General features: G+C 65.7%; 14 protein-coding genes. 8 read left to right on the top strand and 6 right to left on the bottom strand.

Features of this window, described 5'->3' with window-relative positions; translation table 11 throughout:
* Window positions 1-17: 17 nt before the first annotated feature.
* Genes NNX37_RS09170 through NNX37_RS09160 form a run of 3 tightly spaced genes read right to left on the bottom strand, consistent with a single transcriptional unit; the run spans window position 18 to window position 4,373 of the window.
* Window positions 18-1,349 carry an alpha/beta fold hydrolase gene (locus NNX37_RS09170; RefSeq protein WP_255792135.1) on the bottom strand — a complete coding sequence of 444 codons (1,332 nt, stop codon included), beginning with the start codon at window positions 1,347-1,349 and terminating at the stop codon, window positions 18-20.
* Entirely contained in the window at window positions 1,346-1,822 is a 477-nt protein-coding gene (locus NNX37_RS09165) for a GNAT family N-acetyltransferase (protein WP_255792134.1), read from the bottom strand. Before NNX37_RS09165 ends, NNX37_RS09170 begins: the two co-directional genes overlap by 4 nt.
* A 10-nt stretch (window positions 1,823-1,832) precedes the next feature.
* Window positions 1,833-4,373: a DEAD/DEAH box helicase gene (locus tag NNX37_RS09160; RefSeq protein ID WP_255792825.1), complete on the bottom strand. Its 2,541-nt coding sequence runs from the start codon at window positions 4,371-4,373 to the stop codon at window positions 1,833-1,835.
* Window positions 4,374-4,442: 69 nt separating this feature from the next.
* Here NNX37_RS09160 and NNX37_RS09155 point away from each other — a divergent pair, with 69 nt between their 5' ends.
* Window positions 4,443-5,222 carry a trans-aconitate 2-methyltransferase gene (locus NNX37_RS09155; protein WP_255792132.1) on the top strand — a complete coding sequence of 260 codons (780 nt, stop codon included), beginning with the start codon at window positions 4,443-4,445 and terminating at the stop codon, window positions 5,220-5,222.
* Between the two features lie 21 nt (window positions 5,223-5,243).
* Here the strand turns inward: NNX37_RS09155 and NNX37_RS09150 are convergent, their stop codons facing one another.
* On the bottom strand, window positions 5,244-5,882 hold the full coding sequence (locus NNX37_RS09150; protein WP_255792131.1) for an MBL fold metallo-hydrolase: 639 nt from the start codon (window positions 5,880-5,882) through the stop codon (window positions 5,244-5,246).
* Window positions 5,883-5,955: 73 nt separating this feature from the next.
* On the opposite strand from NNX37_RS09150, the gene NNX37_RS09145 reads away from it, so the two are divergent.
* The 6 genes from NNX37_RS09145 (at window position 5,956) to NNX37_RS09120 (ending at window position 14,600) form a co-directional block, all read left to right on the top strand.
* Window positions 5,956-7,689, top strand: a complete 1,734-nt coding sequence (locus NNX37_RS09145) for an ABC transporter ATP-binding protein (RefSeq protein ID WP_255792129.1) — start codon at window positions 5,956-5,958, stop codon at window positions 7,687-7,689.
* Window positions 7,686-9,635, top strand: a complete 1,950-nt coding sequence (locus tag NNX37_RS09140) for an ABC transporter ATP-binding protein (RefSeq protein ID WP_255792128.1) — start codon at window positions 7,686-7,688, stop codon at window positions 9,633-9,635. Before NNX37_RS09145 ends, NNX37_RS09140 begins: the two co-directional genes overlap by 4 nt.
* 9 nt (window positions 9,636-9,644) lie before the next feature.
* Complete coding sequence (locus NNX37_RS09135) at window positions 9,645-10,061, top strand: GntR family transcriptional regulator (protein WP_255792126.1); 417 nt, start codon at window positions 9,645-9,647, stop codon at window positions 10,059-10,061.
* 201 nt (window positions 10,062-10,262) lie between these two features.
* Window positions 10,263-13,166, top strand: a complete 2,904-nt coding sequence (gene uvrA, locus NNX37_RS09130; RefSeq protein ID WP_255792125.1) for an excinuclease ABC subunit UvrA — start codon at window positions 10,263-10,265, stop codon at window positions 13,164-13,166.
* An 80-nt stretch (window positions 13,167-13,246) separates the two neighbouring features.
* Complete coding sequence (locus NNX37_RS09125) at window positions 13,247-13,945, top strand: HAD hydrolase-like protein (protein WP_255792124.1); 699 nt, start codon at window positions 13,247-13,249, stop codon at window positions 13,943-13,945.
* On the top strand, window positions 13,932-14,600 hold the full coding sequence (locus tag NNX37_RS09120) for a lysophospholipid acyltransferase family protein (RefSeq protein ID WP_255792123.1): 669 nt from the start codon (window positions 13,932-13,934) through the stop codon (window positions 14,598-14,600). The genes NNX37_RS09125 and NNX37_RS09120 overlap by 14 nt, the downstream gene beginning before the upstream one ends.
* A gap of 40 nt (window positions 14,601-14,640) precedes the next feature.
* Here NNX37_RS09120 and NNX37_RS09115 read toward each other — a convergent pair whose 3' ends face one another.
* Window positions 14,641-15,744 (bottom strand): DUF2510 domain-containing protein, encoded by a 1,104-nt coding sequence (locus NNX37_RS09115; RefSeq protein ID WP_255792121.1) that lies wholly within the window; start codon window positions 15,742-15,744, stop codon window positions 14,641-14,643.
* A 206-nt stretch (window positions 15,745-15,950) separates the two neighbouring features.
* On the bottom strand, window positions 15,951-17,678 hold the full coding sequence (locus NNX37_RS09110; RefSeq protein WP_255792120.1) for a DUF4041 domain-containing protein: 1,728 nt from the start codon (window positions 17,676-17,678) through the stop codon (window positions 15,951-15,953).
* 122 nt (window positions 17,679-17,800) lie between these two features.
* Between NNX37_RS09110 and uvrC the strand changes: the two genes are divergently transcribed.
* Window positions 17,801-19,810 (top strand): excinuclease ABC subunit UvrC, encoded by a 2,010-nt coding sequence (gene uvrC / locus NNX37_RS09105; RefSeq protein ID WP_255792118.1) that lies wholly within the window; start codon window positions 17,801-17,803, stop codon window positions 19,808-19,810.
* Window positions 19,811-19,814 lie beyond the last annotated feature (4 nt).

Below are 19,814 nucleotides of genomic sequence, written 5' to 3'. Positions count from 1 at the left end.
TGCTTCATTATGCCGGACTACCCGTCCGCGCCGCGGACCATGCCCAGCAGCCGGGTGAAAATCGCTTCGCCGTCGTCGGCAATGCCGTCATGGTGGAAGTCGGCGCTTTCCCAGACCTTCAGCCCCTGCACGGCTGCGGCGGTTTCCAGGGAGAGGTCCCGGTCCACGTAGATGTCATCCGTGTAGACGGCGGCGGCCACGGGCACGGTGTTGCGTGCCAGCTGCGCGGTGTCGTACAGGGGACCCCAGTCGGATTTCCGGGCCAGCAGCTCGGCGGTTTCCCGAAGCGGGATCAGTGCCGGGTCCTCGTCGAAGTACCAGGGGTAGACCATCTCGCCGGTGTACAGCGGCTGGGGCGCCGTGGGTTCAAACTCCGGGAAGGACTGCAGTACGCGCTCCGCCGCCCAGTTGGTGGCTTCGCCCTGGCCGTAGATCGACTCGTGCATCACCGCGTAGAGCGGATTCGCCGCGCGGCTGACCAGTCCGTGGACAGCTTCCAGGAAGGTGGCCGAGAGCCGGTCCCCGTCCGGGGTGGGGACAAACGCCTCCTGCAGCAGGTAATGCAGGCCGTCCACCCGGGTGTTGCCGCCCAGGTAGGACCCGGCCATCTGGAACCGCCGCACGGTCAGGCGCTCCCCGGTGGGGAGGAACTCCGGGACGGACTCCAGGTGCCGGGCAATCCGGGTGGTGGCCTCCCGGTCCTCCGGGTAGCGGGAGAAGTACTCCGCGTTGCGTGCGGCCACCCGGCGGAACGTCGCTTCGTAGACGCGGTCCGCCGGCCCGGTCAACGGGGCCAGGCCTCCGGTCACCAGGCATTCCTTCAAACCACCGGGGGCAAAGGAGAGGTAGGTCAGGGTGCAGAAGCCGCCGTAGCTCTGCCCGTACGTGCTCCACGGTCCGGAGCCGAGGGCCTGCCGGATCAGCTCGGCATCGGCCACAATCGAGTCGGCCCGGAAACGGGCGAGATACGCGGCCTGCGCCGCGGCGTCTCCGCGCAGCGGCAGGGTCTGCTGGTCCGCCGGAGTGGAGAGCCCGGTCCCGCGCTGGTCCAGCATCAGGATCCGGAAGTGCTTGGAAGCGGCCTTCGTCCAGCCGCCGAACTGCAGCAGCCGGCTGCCCTTGCCGCCCGGGCCGCCCTGCAGGTAAAGCAGCCACGGCAGGTCCTGCACTTCGGCTGCGGAAAGTTCGGCGTCGGAATATTCGCGGGCAAAGACCGTAATGGTTTCGCCGTCCGGATCCGAGTGGTCCAGCGGCACCGTGAACCGGTGGTCCGTCACGTTCATTCCGCGCACCGGGTAGCTGCGCGAGGCGGCGTGGGGGACGGGGATGTGCGGGACCGGGACGCTCATGACCGGCCCCCGAAGGAGGCGAGCGCGTCTCCGGTGAGCCGGAAGGTGGTCCAGTCGTCCTGCGCCGCGGCGCCCAGGGACCGATAGAAGCCGATGGAGGGTTCGTTCCAGTTCAGTACGCACCATTCCACCCGGGCGTAGCCGCGTTCGACGGCGGTTTCCGCCAGCGTCCGCAGCAGCGCCTTCCCGATGCCCCTGCCCCGGGCCTCGGGCCGGACGTAGAGGTCCTCGAGATAGATGCCGTGCACACCCTCCCAGGTGGAGTAGTTCAGGAACCACAGGGCGAACCCCTGCACCGTGCCCCCGTCCACCGCCACATGGGCGAAGATGGCCGGATGCTCCCCGAAGAGGTTCGCTTCCAGCGCCTCCACGGTATTTTTCACCGCGTGCGGTTCTTTTTCGTAGATGGCCAGGTCGTGGATCAGCTCAAGGATGACGGGGACGTCTTCCCGGCGTGCGGGACGGATCTGCATGGGCTCCAGCCTAATCCAGGCGTCCGGCGGAGATCACCTTGATGACGGGGCTGCCGGCCTCGTCCGACGCCGCCAGGTCCACTTCGGCGGTGATGCCCCAGTCCAGGTGGTTGGCCGGGTCCTTGAAGATCTGCCGGACCTCCCATTTGCCGGGGAGTTCCTTGATGATCAGCAGGTTGGGTCCGCGGCCGTCCGGGCCGTCGTCGATATCCTCGTGTTCCTCGAAGTACGCGTCCAGGACGTCCGCCCAGCGGTCGGCGTCCCAGCCGGCGTCGCCGTCGAGCTCTCCCAGGGCGCGGTCATCCTCGTCGGCGAAAAGCTTCACCCGGGAGAACATCTCATTGCGCACCATGACCCGGAACGCCCGGACGTTGGCCGTCAGGCGGTCCGGCACCGGCGGAAGCAGCGGCTCGTTCGAGGCATCGGGGTTGATGCCGCTGGTCAGCTCTTCCCATTCGTCCAGCAGGGAGGAGTCGGTCTGGCGGACCAGTTCACCCAGCCATTCGATGATGTCTTCCAGGTCTTCTCGCAGCCGCTCCGGCGGCACGGTGTGCAGCAGGGCCTTGTAGGTGTCCGAGAGGTAGCGCAGCAGCACGCCTTCGGAACGGGCCAGGGAGTAGAACTGCACGTACTCGCCGAAGCTCATGGCCCGCTCGTACATGTCCCGGACAATCGACTTGGGGCTGAGTTCGAACTCGCCCAGCCAGGGAGCGCCGGAGCGGTACACCTCGAAGGACTGCTCCAGGAGTTCGGCCAGCGGCTGCGGGTAGCTCACTTCCTCCAGCAGGGCCATCCGCTCGTCGTACTCGATGCCCTGGGACTTCATGGCAGCGATAGCTTCGCCGCGTGCCTTCTTCTCCTGGGCGGAGAGCACCTGGCGGGGCTTTTCCATGATCGCTTCGATCACGGAGACCACGTCCAGAGCGTAGGACGGGCTGTCCGGGTCCAGGATCTCCAGGGAGGCCATGGCAAACGGGGACAGCGGCTGGTTCAGGGCGAAGTTCGGCTGCAGGTGCACCTTCAGGCGGACGGTGCGGCCGTCGGCGTCGGGCTCCGGCAGCACCTCGACAATGCCGGCGGTCTTGAGTTCCCGGTAGATGCTCAGGGCCTTCTTCATCAGCGCCAGCTGCGAGGACCGGGTCTCGTGGTTGTTGGTCAGCAGCTTCTTGGCCGCAGTGAACGGATCCCCCGGGCGCTCCAGCAGGTTCAGCAGCATGGAGTGGGTGATGTTGAAGCTGGAGGTCAGCGGTTCCGGAGTGCCGTCCACCAGCTTCTCGAAGGTCGGTTTGCCCCAGGAGACAAAACCGGCCTGCGGCTTCTTCTTCACCACCTGGCGCAGCTTCTTCTGGTCGTCACCGAACTTGGCGTGTGCCTTGGCCATGGCCTTGACGTTTTCGATCACGTGTTCCGGTGCCTGCACGACGACGGTGCCTGCCGTGTCGTACCCGGCCCGCCCGGCGCGTCCGGCGATCTGGTGGAACTCACGGACCTTCAGGGGCCGGGTGCGCGTGCCGTCGTACTTGGACAGGGCGGTGATCAGCACGGTGCGGATGGGCACGTTGATGCCGACCCCCAGGGTGTCGGTGCCGCAGATGACCTTCAGCAGGCCGGCCTGGGCCAGCTGCTCCACCAGGCGCCGGTACTTGGGCAGCATGCCGGCATGGTGCACGCCGATGCCGTGCCGGACCAGCCGGTTCAGGGTCTTGCCGAACCCGGGGGCAAACCGGAAGCCGGCGATCAGCTCGGCGATCCGGTCCTTTTCCTCGCGGGTGCAGACGTTGATGCTCATGAGGGCCTGGGCCCGGTCAATGGCTTCGATCTGGGAAAAATGCACTACGTAGACCGGCACTTGCTTGGTGGCCAGCAGTTCCTCCAGGGATTCCTGGACCGGGGTCTCCACGTAGTAGTAGTGCAGGGGAATGGGCCGCTGCACGGAGGAGACCGTGACGGTGTCCCGGTTGGTGAGTTCACTGAGCTCATTGGCGATCCGGGTCATATCGCCCAGGGTGGCGGACATCAGCAGGAACTGGGCCTGCGGCAGCTCCAGCAGCGGAACCTGCCAGGCCCAGCCGCGCTGCGGATCGGAGTAGAAATGGAACTCGTCCATGATGACGGTGCCCAGGTCTGCGTCGGCGCCTTCGCGCAGGGCGATGTTGGCCAGGATCTCCGCTGTGCAGCAGATGATCGGGGCGTCCTTGTTCACCGAGGAGTCGCCGGTGACCATCCCGACGTTCTCAGCACCGAAGATTTCACACAGCGCGAAGAACTTCTCCGACACCAGGGCCTTGATGGGCGCCGTGTAGTAGCTGCGCTCGTCCTGTGCCATGGCGTAGAAATGCGCGGCGATCGCCACCATCGACTTACCGGACCCGGTGGGGGTGGCAAGGATGACGTTGTTGCCCGTCACCAGTTCCATGACTGCCTCATCCTGCGCCGGGTACAGGGACATACCGCGGCTTTCCACCCACTCCAGGAAGGACGTGTAGGTCTCGTCGGGATCAACGGTGCGGGTGCTGGACGGGCCGGAGGCAAGCTGCTCAAGAAGTTTCATGTCCATACCAGACTAACGGGGCCGCGCCGATCCCGTTTTCCGCCGGATGCGGCGGGTAGGCTCTGCGGCATGAAATGGGACCCCGAAAAGTACACACAGTTCTCCTCGCACCGCGACCGCCCCTTCTTCGACCTCACGGCCCGGGTTGCCGCATCCTCCCCGGCGCGCGTGGTGGATCTTGGCTGCGGCACGGGCGTCCTCACCGCAGCGCTCGCCGCCCGCTGGCCGCAGGCGCAGGTCACCGGCCTGGACTCCTCGCAGGACATGGTCGACGCCGCCCGGACACTGGAGGATGCGCCGTCGAACCTGGACTTTGTGCACGGCCGGATTGAGGACTGGAACCCGGAGCCCGGCACGGATGTGGTGGTCTCCAACGCCGCACTGCAGTGGGTGCCGGGCCACCGGGACCTCCTGCGGCGGTGGGCCAAGCAGCTCGACGCCGGCGCGTGGCTGGCGGTGCAGGTGCCGGGCAACTTCACCGCGCCCTCCCATGTGCTGATGCGGGAACTGGCGGCGAGCGCCGCCTGGGTGCCGAAGCTGGACGGGGTGCTGCGCCATGCCGACGCCGTGGACGAGCCGGAGGAATACCTGGCCCTCTTCACCGAGGCCGGGTTCGAGGCGGATGTCTGGGAAACCAGCTACGCCCAGGTCCTGACCGGTGAGGATCCGGTACTGGAATGGGTGCGGGGCACAGCCCTGCGTCCGGTCATCAACGCCCTGTCCGCCGAGGACTTTGCCGCCTTCGAGGCCGAATACGCTTCCCTGCTGCGGACGGCCTACCCGCAGCACGCCTGGGGAACCGTCTTCCCGTTCCGGCGGCTCTTTATGGTGGGCCGGAAGGCGGCCTAGCGGCAAACCGGACCGCGGCTGCTACCAGCCGCGCTCTTTCCACTCCCGCAGGTGCGGCCGCTCGGCGCCCAGGGTGGTGCCGGCGCCGTGACCGGGGTGCACCACGGTGTCATCCGGAAGATAATCGAACACACGTTCGAATACGTCGCGGTACAGCTGCGCAAAGCGCTCCGGATCCTTCTGCGTGTTGCCCAGCCCGCCTGGGAAGAGGGAATCTCCGGTGAACAGGTGGGCGGGGCCGTGCGGGTCCCGGTAGAGCAGGGCCACGGAACCCGGGGTGTGGCCGCGCAGCGAGATCGCCTCCAGCTCAAAGTCGGGGAACGTGCCGGTGTCCCCGTGGTCCAGGGGAACAACCGTGGGCACCTCAATGTCGGGGATGTCCGCCGTGCCGGCTGCGGTCCGCGCGCCGGTGGCCGCCACCGTTTCGGCGAGCGCCCGGACATGGTCCCAGTGGCTGTGCGTGGTGATGACCAGTTCCAGCTTCGCCGGGACCGCGGCATCCTGCGCCCCGTCAGCCAGCAGCCGCTGGATGGCGGGGAAGTCGGCTGCGGCGTCGATAAGCACCTGCGCGCCGGACGCCTTGCCGGTGAGCAGGTAGACGTTGTTGTCCATGTCGCTGACGGACACGCTGCGGATAGTGATGTTCTCCAGATCCTCCATGCCGCCAGTCTAGCGAGGCACTCGGCGCAGGGGACCTATTGTCTGCGCTCGCGGACGGGCGTACGTTGCAAGGATGCTTCTGAGGCTGGTCCGGGAAAACCTCGCCCCCTACAAAGGCGCGGTGGCCGCCGTCGTTCTCCTGCAGCTGCTGCAGACCGTCGCCACGCTGTATCTGCCCACCCTGAACGCCGACATCATTGACCGCGGTGTGGTCACCGGGGATACCGGCGTCATCATGCAGGTAGGCGGATGGATGCTTGCCGTCACGGCGGGCCAGGTCGTGTGTTCGGTTGCGGCCACCTATCTTGCCTCCCGGGTGGCCATGAGCGCCGGCCGGAATATCCGGGCAGCGCTGTTCACCAACGTGGAGACCTTCTCCTCCCGGGAAGTCGGCCTGTTCGGGCCGCCGTCACTGATCACCCGCACCACCAATGATGTGCAGCAGGTGCAGATGACGCTGCTGATGACCTTCACCATGATGGTCTCGGCTCCCATCATGGGTGTGGGCGGGGTCCTGCTGGCCCTGAACCAGGACATTCCGCTCTCCGGCATCCTGCTGCTGATCCTGCCCGCCCTGTTCCTGGTGATCGGGTTGGTCCTGCGGCGGCTGATTCCCCTGTTCCGGCGCGCCCAGCGGCAGATCGACCGGGTCAACTCGGTGCTGCGGGAACAGATCATGGGCATCAGCGTCATCCGGGCCTTCATCCGGGAGCACTCCGAGCAGGACCGTTTCGCCGGAGCGAACAGGGACCTCACGCAGACGCAGCTGCGGGTCAGCCAGCTGCTGGCCCTGCTGTTTCCCGCCGCCATGTTGATCGCCAACCTCGCCACGGTCGCGGTGGTCTGGTTCGGTGCCTTCCGGATCGACGCCGGACAGATGCAGATCGGTGCGCTCACCGCCTTTATCGCCTACATCATGCAGATCCTCGTGGCCGTCATGATGTCCATGTTCATGATCATGATGCTTCCCCGCGCCGCGGTGTGTGCCGAACGGATCTTCGAGGTGCTGGATACCCGGACCAGCGTCTCCGATGCCCCCGGGGCGGGAGAGCTGGCGTACGACGGCGGACGGCTCACCTTTACGGATGTCGGCTACAGCTACCCGGGGGCGGAGGACCCGGTGCTGTTCAACCTCAGTTTCGAAGCCCTGCCGGGGGAGACCACCGCCATCATCGGTTCCACCGGGGCAGGAAAGACCACACTGCTGCATCTGGTTCCGCGGCTGCTCGACTCCACGTCCGGCAGCATCGACGTGGACGGGCAGGACATTGCCGGCGTCACGCTCTCCTCACTGCGGCGCGGCATCGGCCTCGTGCCGCAGCGGGCGTACCTGTTCAGCGGCACCATTGCCTCGAACCTGCGCTTCGGCCGGCCGGAGGCCACCGACGCTGAGCTCTGGGAGGCGCTGGAGACCGCGCAGGCGGCGGACTTCGTGCGGACGTCCGAGGGAGGACTGGAACACCGCGTGGAGCAGGGCGGGTCCAACTTCTCCGGGGGACAGCGCCAACGCCTGGCCATTGCCCGCGCCCTGGTGGTCCGGCCGTCCATTTACCTGTTCGATGACAGCTTCTCCGCCCTCGACTTCGCCACCGACGCCCGGCTGCGGGCGGCGCTGAAGCCGCAGACCCGGAACGCCACGGTCATCGTGGTCGCCCAGCGGGTGAACACCATCACCGACGCCGCCCGGATCATCGTGCTGGAGGAAGGACGGATAGCGGGGCAGGGAACCCATGCCGAGCTGATGGAGTCCTCGGACACCTACCGGGAGATCGTCGCGTCGCAGCTGACCGCGGAGGAAGTCGCATGAGCACCCCGGGGGTACGGGGACGCCCGGGGGCTCCTGCAACGGCCAGGCCGGAGAACTTTGCCGCCAGTGTCCGGCGGATCCTGGGGCTGATGGCACCGGACCGGGTACGGGTGGCGGCGGTACTGGCTGCCGCCGTCGTCTCCGTGGCGCTCGCGGTCAGTGCACCGAGGATCCTGGGGGAGGCCACCAACGTCATCTTCGACGGGTTCATCGGGCAGTCCCTGCCGGCGGGGATGTCCAAGGACGCCCAGGTACAGACGCTGCGGGACTCGGGGGAACGGGAACTGGCGGACATGCTTGCGGTCATGGACGTGGTCCCCGGGCAGGGACTGGACTTCGCCCGGCTCGGCGGCATCCTGCTCGGCGTGCTGGGAATCTACCTCGCGGCGTTCGCGTTCGGCTGGTTCCAGGCACGGGTGACCGCCCGCGTTGTCCAGAACGCCATGTACCGGCTGCGCCGCGACGTCGACGGCAAACTGTTCCGCCTGCCCATGTCCCATTTCCAGCAGCAGTCACGCGGCGACGTCCTGAGCCGCGTCACCAATGACATCGACAACCTGGCCCAGACCCTTTCGCAGAGCCTGACCCAGATTGTCACCTCGGTCCTGACCATCATCGGCGTGCTGGCAATGATGGTCTCCATTTCCCCGCTGCTGGCCCTGATCGCCGTGATCACCGTGCCGGTCTCCGCCCTGGTCACCGTGCTCATTGCCCGGCGCTCGCAGGCGGAGTTCAAGACCCAGTGGAAATCCACCGGCGAGGTGAACGGCTACATCGAGGAAATGTTCACCGGCCAGGACGTCGTGAAGGCCTTCGGCCAGCAGGAACGGGTGATCGAGGGATTCGCCCCGGCCAACCACCGCCTGTACCGCTCCGCGTTCCGCGCGCAGTTCGTCTCGGGCATCATCATGCCGGCGATGATGTTCATCTCGAACCTCAACTATGTGGCGGTGGCCGTGGTCGGCGGCCTGCAGGTGGCCGGCGGGCAGCTGTCCATCGGCGGCGTGCAGGCCTTCGTGCAGTACAGCCGCCAGTTCAGCCAGCCGCTGGGCCAGCTCGGCGGGCTGATCAACATGCTCCAGTCCGGCGTCGCCTCCGCGGAACGCGTGTTCGCACTGCTGGATGCCAGGGAGCAGGATCCGGACCCCGAGCGGCCCGAACACCTCGAGACCGTCCGGGGACGGGTGGCCTTTGAAGACGTGTCCTTCAGTTACAGCCCCGACGCGCCGCTTATCCGGGATCTGTCCTTCACCGCCGAGCCGGGGCAGACCGTGGCCATCGTGGGCCCCACCGGCGCCGGCAAGACCACCCTGGTCAATCTCCTGATGCGGTTCTACGAGGTGGACGCCGGCCGCATCACGATCGATGGCGTGGACACTGCCCGGCTCGGCCGCGAGGAACTGCGCAGCCACATCGGCATGGTGCTCCAGGACGCCTGGCTGTTCGAGGGCACCGTGCGGGAGAACCTGGCCTACGGCGCACCCGGCGCCACCGAGGAGCAGATTGTCGCTGCGGCGCAGGCCACCCACGTGGACCACTTCGTCCGCTCCCTGCCGGAGGGCTACGACACCGTGCTCGGGTACGACGGCGGGGCGCTCAGCCAGGGCCAGCGGCAGCTGTTGACCATCGCCCGGGCCTGGCTTTCGAACCCGTCCATCCTGGTGCTGGACGAAGCGACCAGTTCCGTGGACACCCGCACCGAAGTCGCGATCCGGCTGGCCATGAACGCCCTGCGTCAGGACCGCACCAGCTTCGTGATTGCCCACCGCCTGTCCACCATCCGGGACGCGGACATCATCCTGGTGGTGCGGGACGGGCAGATCGTGGAGCAGGGCCCGCATGAGGCACTGCTGGCGGCCGAGGGTTTCTACTCCGAGCTCTACCGCTCCCAGTTCGCCGGCCCGGCGGAGACCGCGGAGGAGCCTGCCGATCCTGCCGGGCATTAGCATTGCAGCATGACGCCTGACACAAAGCCCGGATCCGAAGCGCCCCCTGCCGGCAACGACCCCGGCGTGCTGGCAAAGGTCCGGATAGACGCTTCCAGCTCGGTTCCCCCGTATGAACAGCTGCGCCTGCAGATCCTGGACGGCGTGAATGACGGCCGCCTCGCCGTCGGGACGCGGCTGCCTCCGGTCCGTGCGCTGGCCGGACACCTGGGACTGGCAGTGAACACCGTGGCCAAGGCCTACCGCGAACTGGAGCAGGCGCAGGTGGTGACCACCCGGTCCCGCGCCGGCACGGTCATCGCCGCGAACGGTGACAGCAGCCGCGGCCGGGTGGCCGAAGCCGCCGCCGCGTATGCCGAGACGGTACGGGCCAACGGCGTCTCGGATGACGACGCCGTATCCCTCGTGCGGGCTGCGCTGGGCTAGAGCGGTTTACAGCACAGCATCCCACCGGGTGGTGCTGCTGGTGCCGGTGGCACCTCAGGGATAACAACAGCCCCAACCTTGGGATCGCGTGCGCGCGCGATGCAGCCCCGGCAGCTCCGTGCACCCGTTCCGCTTCGCCCGCGGCGAAACCCGGGGGGTCGAATACTTTTTCGAATCGGCGTTTGAACTAGAGTGGAAAACGTGCCTAAATCGACTCTTCCGACGGCGGACACCACGTTCGTGCCGCATAAAGCCAATGACCTTTCCCGTCTGGTAGTGAAAGGCGCGCGCGAGCACAACCTCCGCAACGTTGACCTGGACCTTCCGCGGGACGCCATGATCGTCTTCACCGGCCTGTCCGGTTCGGGCAAATCCTCCCTGGCGTTCGACACCATCTTCGCCGAGGGCCAGCGCCGTTACGTCGAGTCCCTCTCCGCCTACGCGCGCATGTTCCTGGGCCAGGTGGACAAGCCCGACGTCGACTTCATCGAGGGCCTCTCGCCCGCCGTCTCGATCGACCAGAAGTCCACCAGCAAGAACCCGCGCTCCACGGTCGGCACCATCACCGAGATCCACGACTACATGCGCCTGCTCTGGGCCCGTGTGGGACGGCCCTTCTGCCCGGTCTGCGGCGAGCCCGTCAGCCGGCAGACGCCGCAGCAGATCGTGGACCAGCTCCTCGAACTGGAAGAGGGCACCCGCTTCCAGATCCTGGCCCCGGTGGTCCGCGGCCGGAAGGGCGAATTCGTTGACCTGTTCAAGGAACTCGCTGCCAAGGGCTACTCCCGTGCCCGGGTGGACGGCAAGCAGATCCAGCTGTCCGATCCGCCGAAGCTCGGCAAGCAGTACAAGCACAACATCGAAGTGGTCGTGGACCGTCTGGTGGCCAAGGACGGCATCCGGCAGCGGCTCACCGACTCCGTGGAAACCGGACTCGGCCTGGCCGACGGGCGCGTGGTGGTGGACTTCGTGGACCTGCCCGAGGACAGCAGCGAACGTACCCGCACCTTCTCCGAGAACCTCGCCTGCCCGAACGAGCACCCGCTGGCCATCGACGAAATCGAACCGCGGTCATTCTCCTTCAACAACCCGTTCGGCGCCTGCCCGGTCTGCACCGGCATCGGCTCCCGGCTGGAAGTGGACGAGGACCTGATCATTCCGGACCCCTCCAAGTCCCTGGCCGAGGGTGCCATCGCCCCGTGGTCCCTGGGCACCGCCACCACGGAGTACTGGAACCGGCTGCTCGACGGCCTGGCCAAGGACATGGGCTTCTCCATGGACACCCCCTGGAAGAAGCTGCCGGCTAAGGTGCGCGAGGCAGTGCTCCACGGCAAGGACCACAAGGTGGTGGTCCAGTACCGGAACCGCTTCGGCCGCGAACGTAAGTACAGCACCGGCTTCGAAGGCGTCATCCAGTACATCCACCGCAAGCACGAGGAAACCGAGTCGGACCACGCCCGCGACCGGTACGAAGAGTACATGCGGGAAATTGCCTGCCCCGAGTGCGGGGGAGCGCGCCTGAACCCGGCGTCCCTGTCCGTGCTGATCAACGGCCGCAACATCGCCGAGATCAGCGCCCTGCCGCTGCGTGAAGCCGCGGACTTCCTCAACACCCTGGTCCTCACCGGACGCGAAGCGCAGATTGCCAACCAGGTGCTGAAGGAAATCCAGGCCCGCCTGACCTTCCTGCTCGACGTCGGCCTCGAATACCTGAGCCTGAACCGCCCGGCGGCCACGCTGTCCGGCGGCGAAGCCCAGCGCATCCGCCTGGCCACGCAGATCGGCTCCGGTCTCGTCGGCGTGCTGTACGTCCTGGATGAGCCGTCCATCGGCCTGCACCAGAAGGACAACCGTCGCCTGATCGACACCCTGATCCGGCTGCGCAGCCTGGGCAACACCCTGATTGTGGTGGAGCACGACGAAGACACGATCCAGGAAGCGGACTGGATTGTCGACGTCGGCCCCGGCGCCGGTGAGCGCGGCGGCGAGGTGGTGCACTCCGGACCGTTGGCCGAGCTGCTGACCAACGAGCGGTCCATCACCGGCGCGTACCTCTCCGGCCGGAAGAAGATCGAAATCCCGGCGAAGCGGCGCAAGGTGGACAAGTCCCGCCAGCTGAAGATCGTCGGGGCGCGGGAAAACAACCTGCAGAACCTGAACGTGGACGTTCCGCTGGGCGTTTTCACTGCCGTCACGGGCGTCAGCGGCTCCGGCAAGTCCACCCTGATCAACGACATCCTTTACAAGACGATGGCGAACAAGCTCAACGGCGCAAAGCACGTGGCCGGCAGGCACACCCGCGTGGAGGGCCTGGAGCAGCTGGACAAGGTCATCCACGTGGACCAGAGCCCGATCGGACGGACCCCGCGGTCCAACCCCGCCACCTACACCGGTGTCTGGGACCACATCCGCAAGCTCTTCGCCGAGACCAACGAGGCGAAGGTGCGCGGCTACCTGCCGGGCCGCTTCTCCTTCAACGTCAAGGGCGGGCGCTGCGAGGCCTGCCACGGCGACGGCACGCTGAAGATCGAAATGAACTTCCTGCCCGACGTGTATGTTCCGTGCGAGGTGTGCCACGGCGCCCGGTTCAACCGGGAAACCATGGAGGTGCACTACAAGGGCAAGAACATCGCCGAGGTGCTGGACATGCCGATCGAGGAAGCCGCGGAGTTCTTCGCCGCCTTCGGTCCGATTTCCCGGCACCTGAACACGCTGGTGGACGTGGGCCTGGGCTATGTCCGGCTGGGCCAGCCCGCCACCACGCTCTCCGGCGGCGAGGCACAGCGCGTGAAGCTCGCCAGCGAACTGCAGAAGCGCTCCAACGGCCGCAGCATCTACGTCCTCGACGAGCCCACCACGGGCCTGCACTTCGAAGACGTCCGCAAGCTGCTGGAGGTCCTGCAGGGGCTGGTGGACAAGGGCAACACCGTGATCACCATCGAGCACAACCTGGACGTCATCAAGAGTGCCGACTGGATCATTGACCTCGGTCCCGACGGCGGCACCGGCGGCGGCAAGGTGGTGGCCTCCGGCACCCCGGAGAAGGTCGCCAAGGTTGAGGGCAGCCACACCGCTACGTTCCTGGCGGAAATCCTCAACCCGTAACGGGATACCTGCCCGGCACATATACTGTGCCGGGCATATCTTTTTCCCTTAGCCCGCCGGGATATGCCAAACTTAGGCCCGTGACTTCTCCCCGGCTCTTGGTGCTTTTCGATCTTGATGGAACGCTGGTGGACCCGGCGGGTGCCATCACGGGCGGCATCAGTTCCGCGTTGGCGGCCTGCGGGCTTCCCGTGCCCTCCGAGGCGGACCTGCACCGCATGGTCGGCCCGTCCCTGATGACCTCCCTGCGGGACATTGCCGGCGTCCCGGAAGACCGTCTGGACGCCGTCATTGCGCACTACCGGCAGGGCTACCGGCAGACCGGCATGGGGCAGAGCCGTCCGTACCCCGGCATCATCGGAGCGGTCGAACGGCTCCGCCGTGAGGGCACCGTCGCCGTGGCAACCCAGAAACCCGAACACCTGGCGGTGGAACTGCTCGGTGTGCAGGGCATGGGCGATCTGTTTTCCTCCGTGCACGGCTCCCCGGCCGACGAGCTTGCCGCAGCCGCGCTCAACGGCAAGGCCGGCATCATCCGCGCAGCCCTGGAGCGGCATGCCGGGTCCTATGACCTGGCCGTGATGATCGGCGACCGCCGGCACGACGTCGAGGGTGCCGCCGCCAACGGCATTGACTGCATCGGCGTTTCCTGGGGCTTCGCCGCCGACGGCGAGCTGGAAGCCGCCGGGGCCGCCGTCGTCGTGGACAGCGCCGGGGAACTTCCCGATGCAGTGCTGGGTTACACGCGGAACGGAGCGGCACTCCATGGTTCTGTATAACCTGACCCGGGCAAGCACCCGCGGGCTTGTTGCCGGTCTCTGCCGGCCTACGATCACCGGACTGGAGCACGTTCCGGCCAGCGGCCCGTTTATCGTCGCCTGCAACCACCAGTCCTTCCTGGACAGTGTCCTGGTGCAGGCGCTGCTTCCCCGCCGCGTGGGGTTCTTCGCCAAGGCCGAATACTTCACGGGCACCGGCCTCAAGGGGCTCGCCATGAAGAGCTTCTTTGAAGGCGTCGGGTCCATTCCGGTGCAGCGCGACCAGCAGGCCGCCAGCGTTGCCGCGCTCAAGACGCTGCTGGACATCCTGGAAGAGGGCGGCGGGGTCGGAATCTACCCCGAAGGCACCCGCTCCCGCGACGGGCTGCTCTATCGCGGCCGCACCGGCGTCGGCTGGCTGGCGCTGACCTCCGGGGCGCCGGTGGTCCCGGTCGGGCTCATCGACACCGACAAGCTGCAGCCTGCCGGGAAGAAAACGGTCAAACCCGGGCACTTCACCCTGAAGGTGGGGCAGCCGCTGTACTTCCAGAAGACCGGTCCCGACCACGCTTTGCCGGCCCGCCGGCAGGCCACGGACCGGGTCATGGAGGCGATTGCCGAGCTCAGCGGCCAGCAGCGGTCCGAGAGCTACAACCGGAACCGGCCGGAGGGGTAGGAAGGGCCGAGGCGCTGTGAGGATCGTAGGCCTGCCCGGGCTACTGCGTCATGCGCACCCGTGAGGTCCAGGAGTCACCGTCCCAGTAGCGGAAGGGCGCCACTCCTTCGGGATCAGGGTAAAAGCCGGGTGACTTACCCATTGGTTCGTTCGCTGTATCCAAGGCCTGGTCTTCCGAGGGCGTATCCGCATCGTCGTCACTCAGGCTGATCACTCCGGTCTGAATCACCGGCGCGTTATTTTGAGCAAGTTTCGCAGCTGATTTTTCGGCTCGAAGGCGCTGGGCGTCAGCGGCTTTTTCTTCACGCCGGCGTGCTACCTCAGCGGCTTTCTGGTCGCGAAGGCGCTGTGTCTCGGCAGCTTTTTCCGCTGCAGCGTTAGCCTTCTGACTCTCGGCGTCAAGTTTTGCCTGATTTATTTCAGCAATCGCTTCACGGATTCCTCGCACCTGGGAATTCTCGGCCAGGATCTTCTCCAGATCTGCGACGGCCCGCCCGTAAGCCTTCTCTGCCAGACTGATATTGGAACGGTGCACCAAGGCTTTGAAGCGAATATTTTCGGAGTGCTTCTTGCTGGCCGTCAGCGGTTTCAGACACTCCTTTGCTGCGACCATCTGACCGAGTTCGAGGTGAGCTTGTGATCTTAGGATGGCCAGCAGTGCAGTGACTTCGGAATCTACAGGCACGCGGTCCGTCAATCGCAGAATTTCCTCCCAGTCCTGCCGGTCAGCATAGAGCTCGGTAAGGCTTAGCAATGCAGGGTAGGTCGGATCCAACTGTTCGACGTACTGGATTGCCTCAGTATCCCTCTGCAACGACTGCAGAGCTTCAGCCAGGACCAACGTCAACGCGGCGCTCGTCAACGGCAGACTCACAATCACGCCGCCGGCTATCTCCAAGTCGAAAATGAATCCGGACAGGTATTTAAGGACGAACGGGTTGGTTTCAATCGGTGCCGGGCCGTGGATCACGCTCCGCAGCTGCGCCGCGCAGGCCTCGTCATTGCCTGCTCGAAACTGCTGGAGTCCCAATAGTGCTGCGGCGGCATGTCCGTACACGGGATGCTGCATCACCTGGGGATCAAGCCCGGGAACCTGCTGGGAGATCGCGTAGGCATAGAGTGCCTTCTCTTCCTTCGGAGCCAACAGGCCGGGTTTAGGCGCAGGCGCCGGCCTGGTCGCGGGAGCCGGCGCAGGGTTGCGGCGAGGAGCGGTCCGCGCGGCAGGCCTTCGTGACGACGCAGATGTGCCAGCCACCTTTGTCCGCCCTGCATAGGCACTGACACCTGTGTTGGAAACCCGAACGGTCACCCCCGGCATCAGTCTGATTGACGTGCTCTTCTTAAATCCCACTACACACCTTCCGTTAGTGACAGGCTGAGCCTGAACTCGCTGGCTTCCGATTCTTCCTTGAATTCCAGAGTGGTTACGCCCACCAGCCGTTTGACCGCTTCTTTTACTTCTGCAGGGGAAGCATAGAAGAACTCACGTCTGAGATTGACTTTATTCACCCGCCGGGACTCGAATTCCCGATGGAGCTGGGTCTCCAGGGCCGCCGCGTCCTCGCTGAAGAAAAGGACATGTATGTCGTAGAGGAACGGTACGCCGGCGCCACTCAGTTCTCGAATGCGTTCAGTGGGCTCTAGCCTCCGGGTCATCCCGATTTTCACGATGCGGTCCCCAAAGGCGCCAAGATTGGAGATGACGTAGACATAACCCGTGCGCACGTTGGCCTGACGGTTTTCAATGTCACGAAGCTTGGCCTCCGCTTCCTCAACGAACTGTTGCATGGCGGCGACGGCGTCGGGTTCACCGCTGTCGACCGCGATGGCCAGCGCTGCAAGGTACTTGTCACGCTCCTGCTCCATCTTGTCGCGTGCCTTCTGCAGCTCTTTCTCCACCTTTTCCTGCTCGCGCGCTTCCTCCCTGAGTGCACGCTGCGTTTCACGTTCAGCGGCTACCTTCGCGTGGTAATCAGCAGTCAGCTTCAACTCATCCAACCGCAGCCGGTGATAGTCGTCGGTGATCGCAATCGCCATGCTCTTCCCGAGTTTTTCAATGGACGTTTTTGCACGTTCAAGCCGTGACGTATTTGCGTCAAGCGAGTGAGCACGGACGGTGCGTACACAGTTGTCCGCTTCGGCGTTGTAGGCCCTCAACATCAGCTTGCACTGTTCCTTTACCATCTGGGCACCCTTTTTTATGTCTCCGTTCACCGCCCAATTAGTAGCCCCGGTGACCGCCCGTTCTTTCACAACTTCCTTGATGGAGACCCTTAGCTGAGACAAGCGGTCCTTGTACTGGACGGCGTCCTCGAGCGGATGGGCGAAGTCATAGATACCCAGATCCTGCAGGAGGTTGATCTCACGTGTTTCAACTATCCGCGACTCGAGCTCTGCCAATACGGCTTCCCGCTCACGAATTTGGTGGTTCAGGTCCTGAAGGTGCGCGAGCCCTGCGGGATCCGGCTCAGGAACAGAAGCCGGGGGATTCACCACGCCCGAGCCATCGACGGCAGATTTCTGCTCCGCTGAGCCGTCATCAAGGACCGCCCCGTGGTGCCTGAGCAGATCCGGGAGCCCTCCAGTCCACCCTTGCGATACCGAGCGGACCTTCCACTCGCCGTTACGCCGGTAGATTTCACCCGCAACGGCAACGCGTTCAGTGGATAAACCCTCGCATGGGATGCTGAACAGGGTTCCAGAGTCTGCAGACAGTGTGAGCTCCAGCGAAGATAGTCCGCCCAATCGCGACTCTTCTGAATCCAGGGCACCCGCCACCGCAATGGTATGGACCTCCTTGGGAAGGCGGTCAAGAAAAATCTCTGCTTTGTGCGCATGCCCCGTTGCGGTATCGCTTCTCCCTAGATATCGGGCAGCACCGCCCAGATAATCCGGCTGGTTATAAAAGACAATGTCCGCGTTGGTGGTTACCCGCCGGTTGGCATCAAGTAGGAGGATGAACAGGTCCACTTCCTGGGTGCCGGACTGTGCGGTCCAGTGAAGCTCCATCCGGAGTCCGCGGTGAACAGGCGATGCGATGAGGGCATTTGCCCCTTTGGGCAGCGAAACATGGGGCATAGAAGGACCATATAACGGACGTCCGACAAAAAACGCAGGGATAGCGCACCCGCCGGTTCAGCGGCCCGCGAAACCCCGCACGGGCGTCCGGGGCAGCCCGCCGGCGAACGTAGGATGGAGAAGTGGCAGATCCAGCAACCTACCGGCCGAAAACAGGGGAGATCCCCACGGCACCGGGCGTCTACCGGTTCCGGGACGAGCACGGCCGGGTCATCTATGTGGGCAAGGCCAAAAACCTCCGCTCCCGCCTGAACTCCTACTTCGCGAACCCCCGCGGGCTGCTGCCCAAGACCCGGGCCATGGTGCACACCGCCGCCGGCGTCGAATGGACGGTGGTCGGCACCGAACTGGAGGCGCTGCAGCTCGAATACACCTGGATCAAGGAATTCAATCCCCGGTTCAACATCATGTTCCGGGACGACAAGTCCTACCCCTATCTCGCCGTGACCATGGGGGAGAAGTACCCGCGCGCCCAGGTCATGCGCGGGGACCGGCGCAAGGACACCCGCTACTTCGGACCGTTCTATCCGGCCAAGGCCATCCGGGAAACCCTGGACACCCTGCTCCGCGTCTTCCCCGTCCGCACCTGCAGCAGCGGCGTCTTCAAGCGTGCCGAACGCACCGGCAGGCCGTGCCTGCTCGGCTACATCGACAAGTGCTCGGCCCCCTGCGTGGGACGGATCAGCCCCGAGGACCACCGCGAGCTCGCCGCCGAGCTGTGCGACTTCATGGCCGGCGAAGGCAAACGCTTCATTTCCAGCCTCGAAAAGGAAATGCAGGCCGCCGTCGCGGAACTGGATTACGAAACCGCCGCCCGGCTCCGGGATGACATCTCCGCGCTCAGGAAGGTGTTCGAGCGCAATAACGTGGTGCTCAGCGAAGACACCGACGCAGACATCTTCGCGCTGGAGGAAGACGAACTCGAAGCCTCCGCCCAGGTGTTCCATGTCCGCGGCGGACGCATCCGCGGCCAGCGCGGCTGGGTGGTCGAAAAGGTCGAAGACAACGACACCTCGGACCTGGTGGAGCACCTGATCCAGCAGGTCTACGGGGAGGCCAACTCCACGGACCGGATTCCGCGCCAGGTCCTGGTGCCGGTCCTCCCGCCGGACGCCGAGGAACTCGCCGAGTGGCTGGGCGGGCTGCGCGGAGCCAAGGTGGACATCCGGGTGCCCATGCGCGGTGACAAGAAGGCACTGATGGAGACCGTGGCGCGCAACGCCGCGGATGCCCTGCGGCTGCACAAGAGCCGCCGCGCCGGGGACATCACCACCCGCTCCGCCGCCCTGCAGGAACTGCAGGAAGCCCTCGACCTGCCCTCGCCGCCGCTGCGCATCGAGTGCTACGACATCTCCCATGTGCAGGGCACCAACGTGGTTGCCTCCATGGTGGTGGCGGAAGACGGCCTGCCGAAGAAATCGGACTACCGCAAGTTCTCCATCACCGGCGACGCCGCACGCGACGATACGTCCTCCATGTACAACGTCATATCCCGCCGTTTCCGCAACTACCTGGCGGAAAACGCGGACCCCGCGGCCGATCCCGATGCCCCGGTGGATCTACCGGACGAGCGCGGCGACGGCGACGGCGACGTCCAGCCGCTGACCGACACCCTGACCCCGGCGGCCAAGGCCAGGTTCGCCTACCCGCCGAACCTCGTGGTGGTGGACGGCGGCCAGCCGCAGGTCGCGGCGGCGTCGAAAGCCCTGGCGGACCTGGGCATCACCGACGTGCAGGTCGTCGGGCTGGCCAAGCGGCTGGAGGAGGTCTGGGTTCCGGACAGCGACTTCCCGGTGATCCTCCCGCGTGCTTCCGAAGCATTGTTCCTGCTCCAGCGCGTCCGGGACGAGGCGCACCGCTTCGCCATCACCTTCCACCGGCAGAAGCGGGGCAAGTCCATGACCGCGTCCCTGCTCGATGAGGTGCCCGGACTGGGACCGTCCAAACGGCAGGCGCTGCTCAAGCACTTCGGGTCGGTGAAGAAACTGCGGGCTGCCACCGAGGACGAGCTGCTGGAGGTTCCGGGTATCGGTCCGGCCATGGCCGCCAACCTGCGCAGCCGCCTGGCCGACAAGGAAACGGCGGGGGTGCCGGCGGTCAATATGGCCACCGGCGAAATCCTGGAAACTTAGCTAG

Origin of the sequence: Arthrobacter zhaoxinii (assembly GCF_024385505.1) — a bacterium.
In the GTDB taxonomy this organism is placed as follows: Bacteria; Actinomycetota; Actinomycetes; order Actinomycetales; family Micrococcaceae; genus Arthrobacter_B; species Arthrobacter_B zhaoxinii.
Note: the sequence above shows the minus strand (reverse complement) of the source record. Positions and strands in the feature narration are given on the sequence as shown.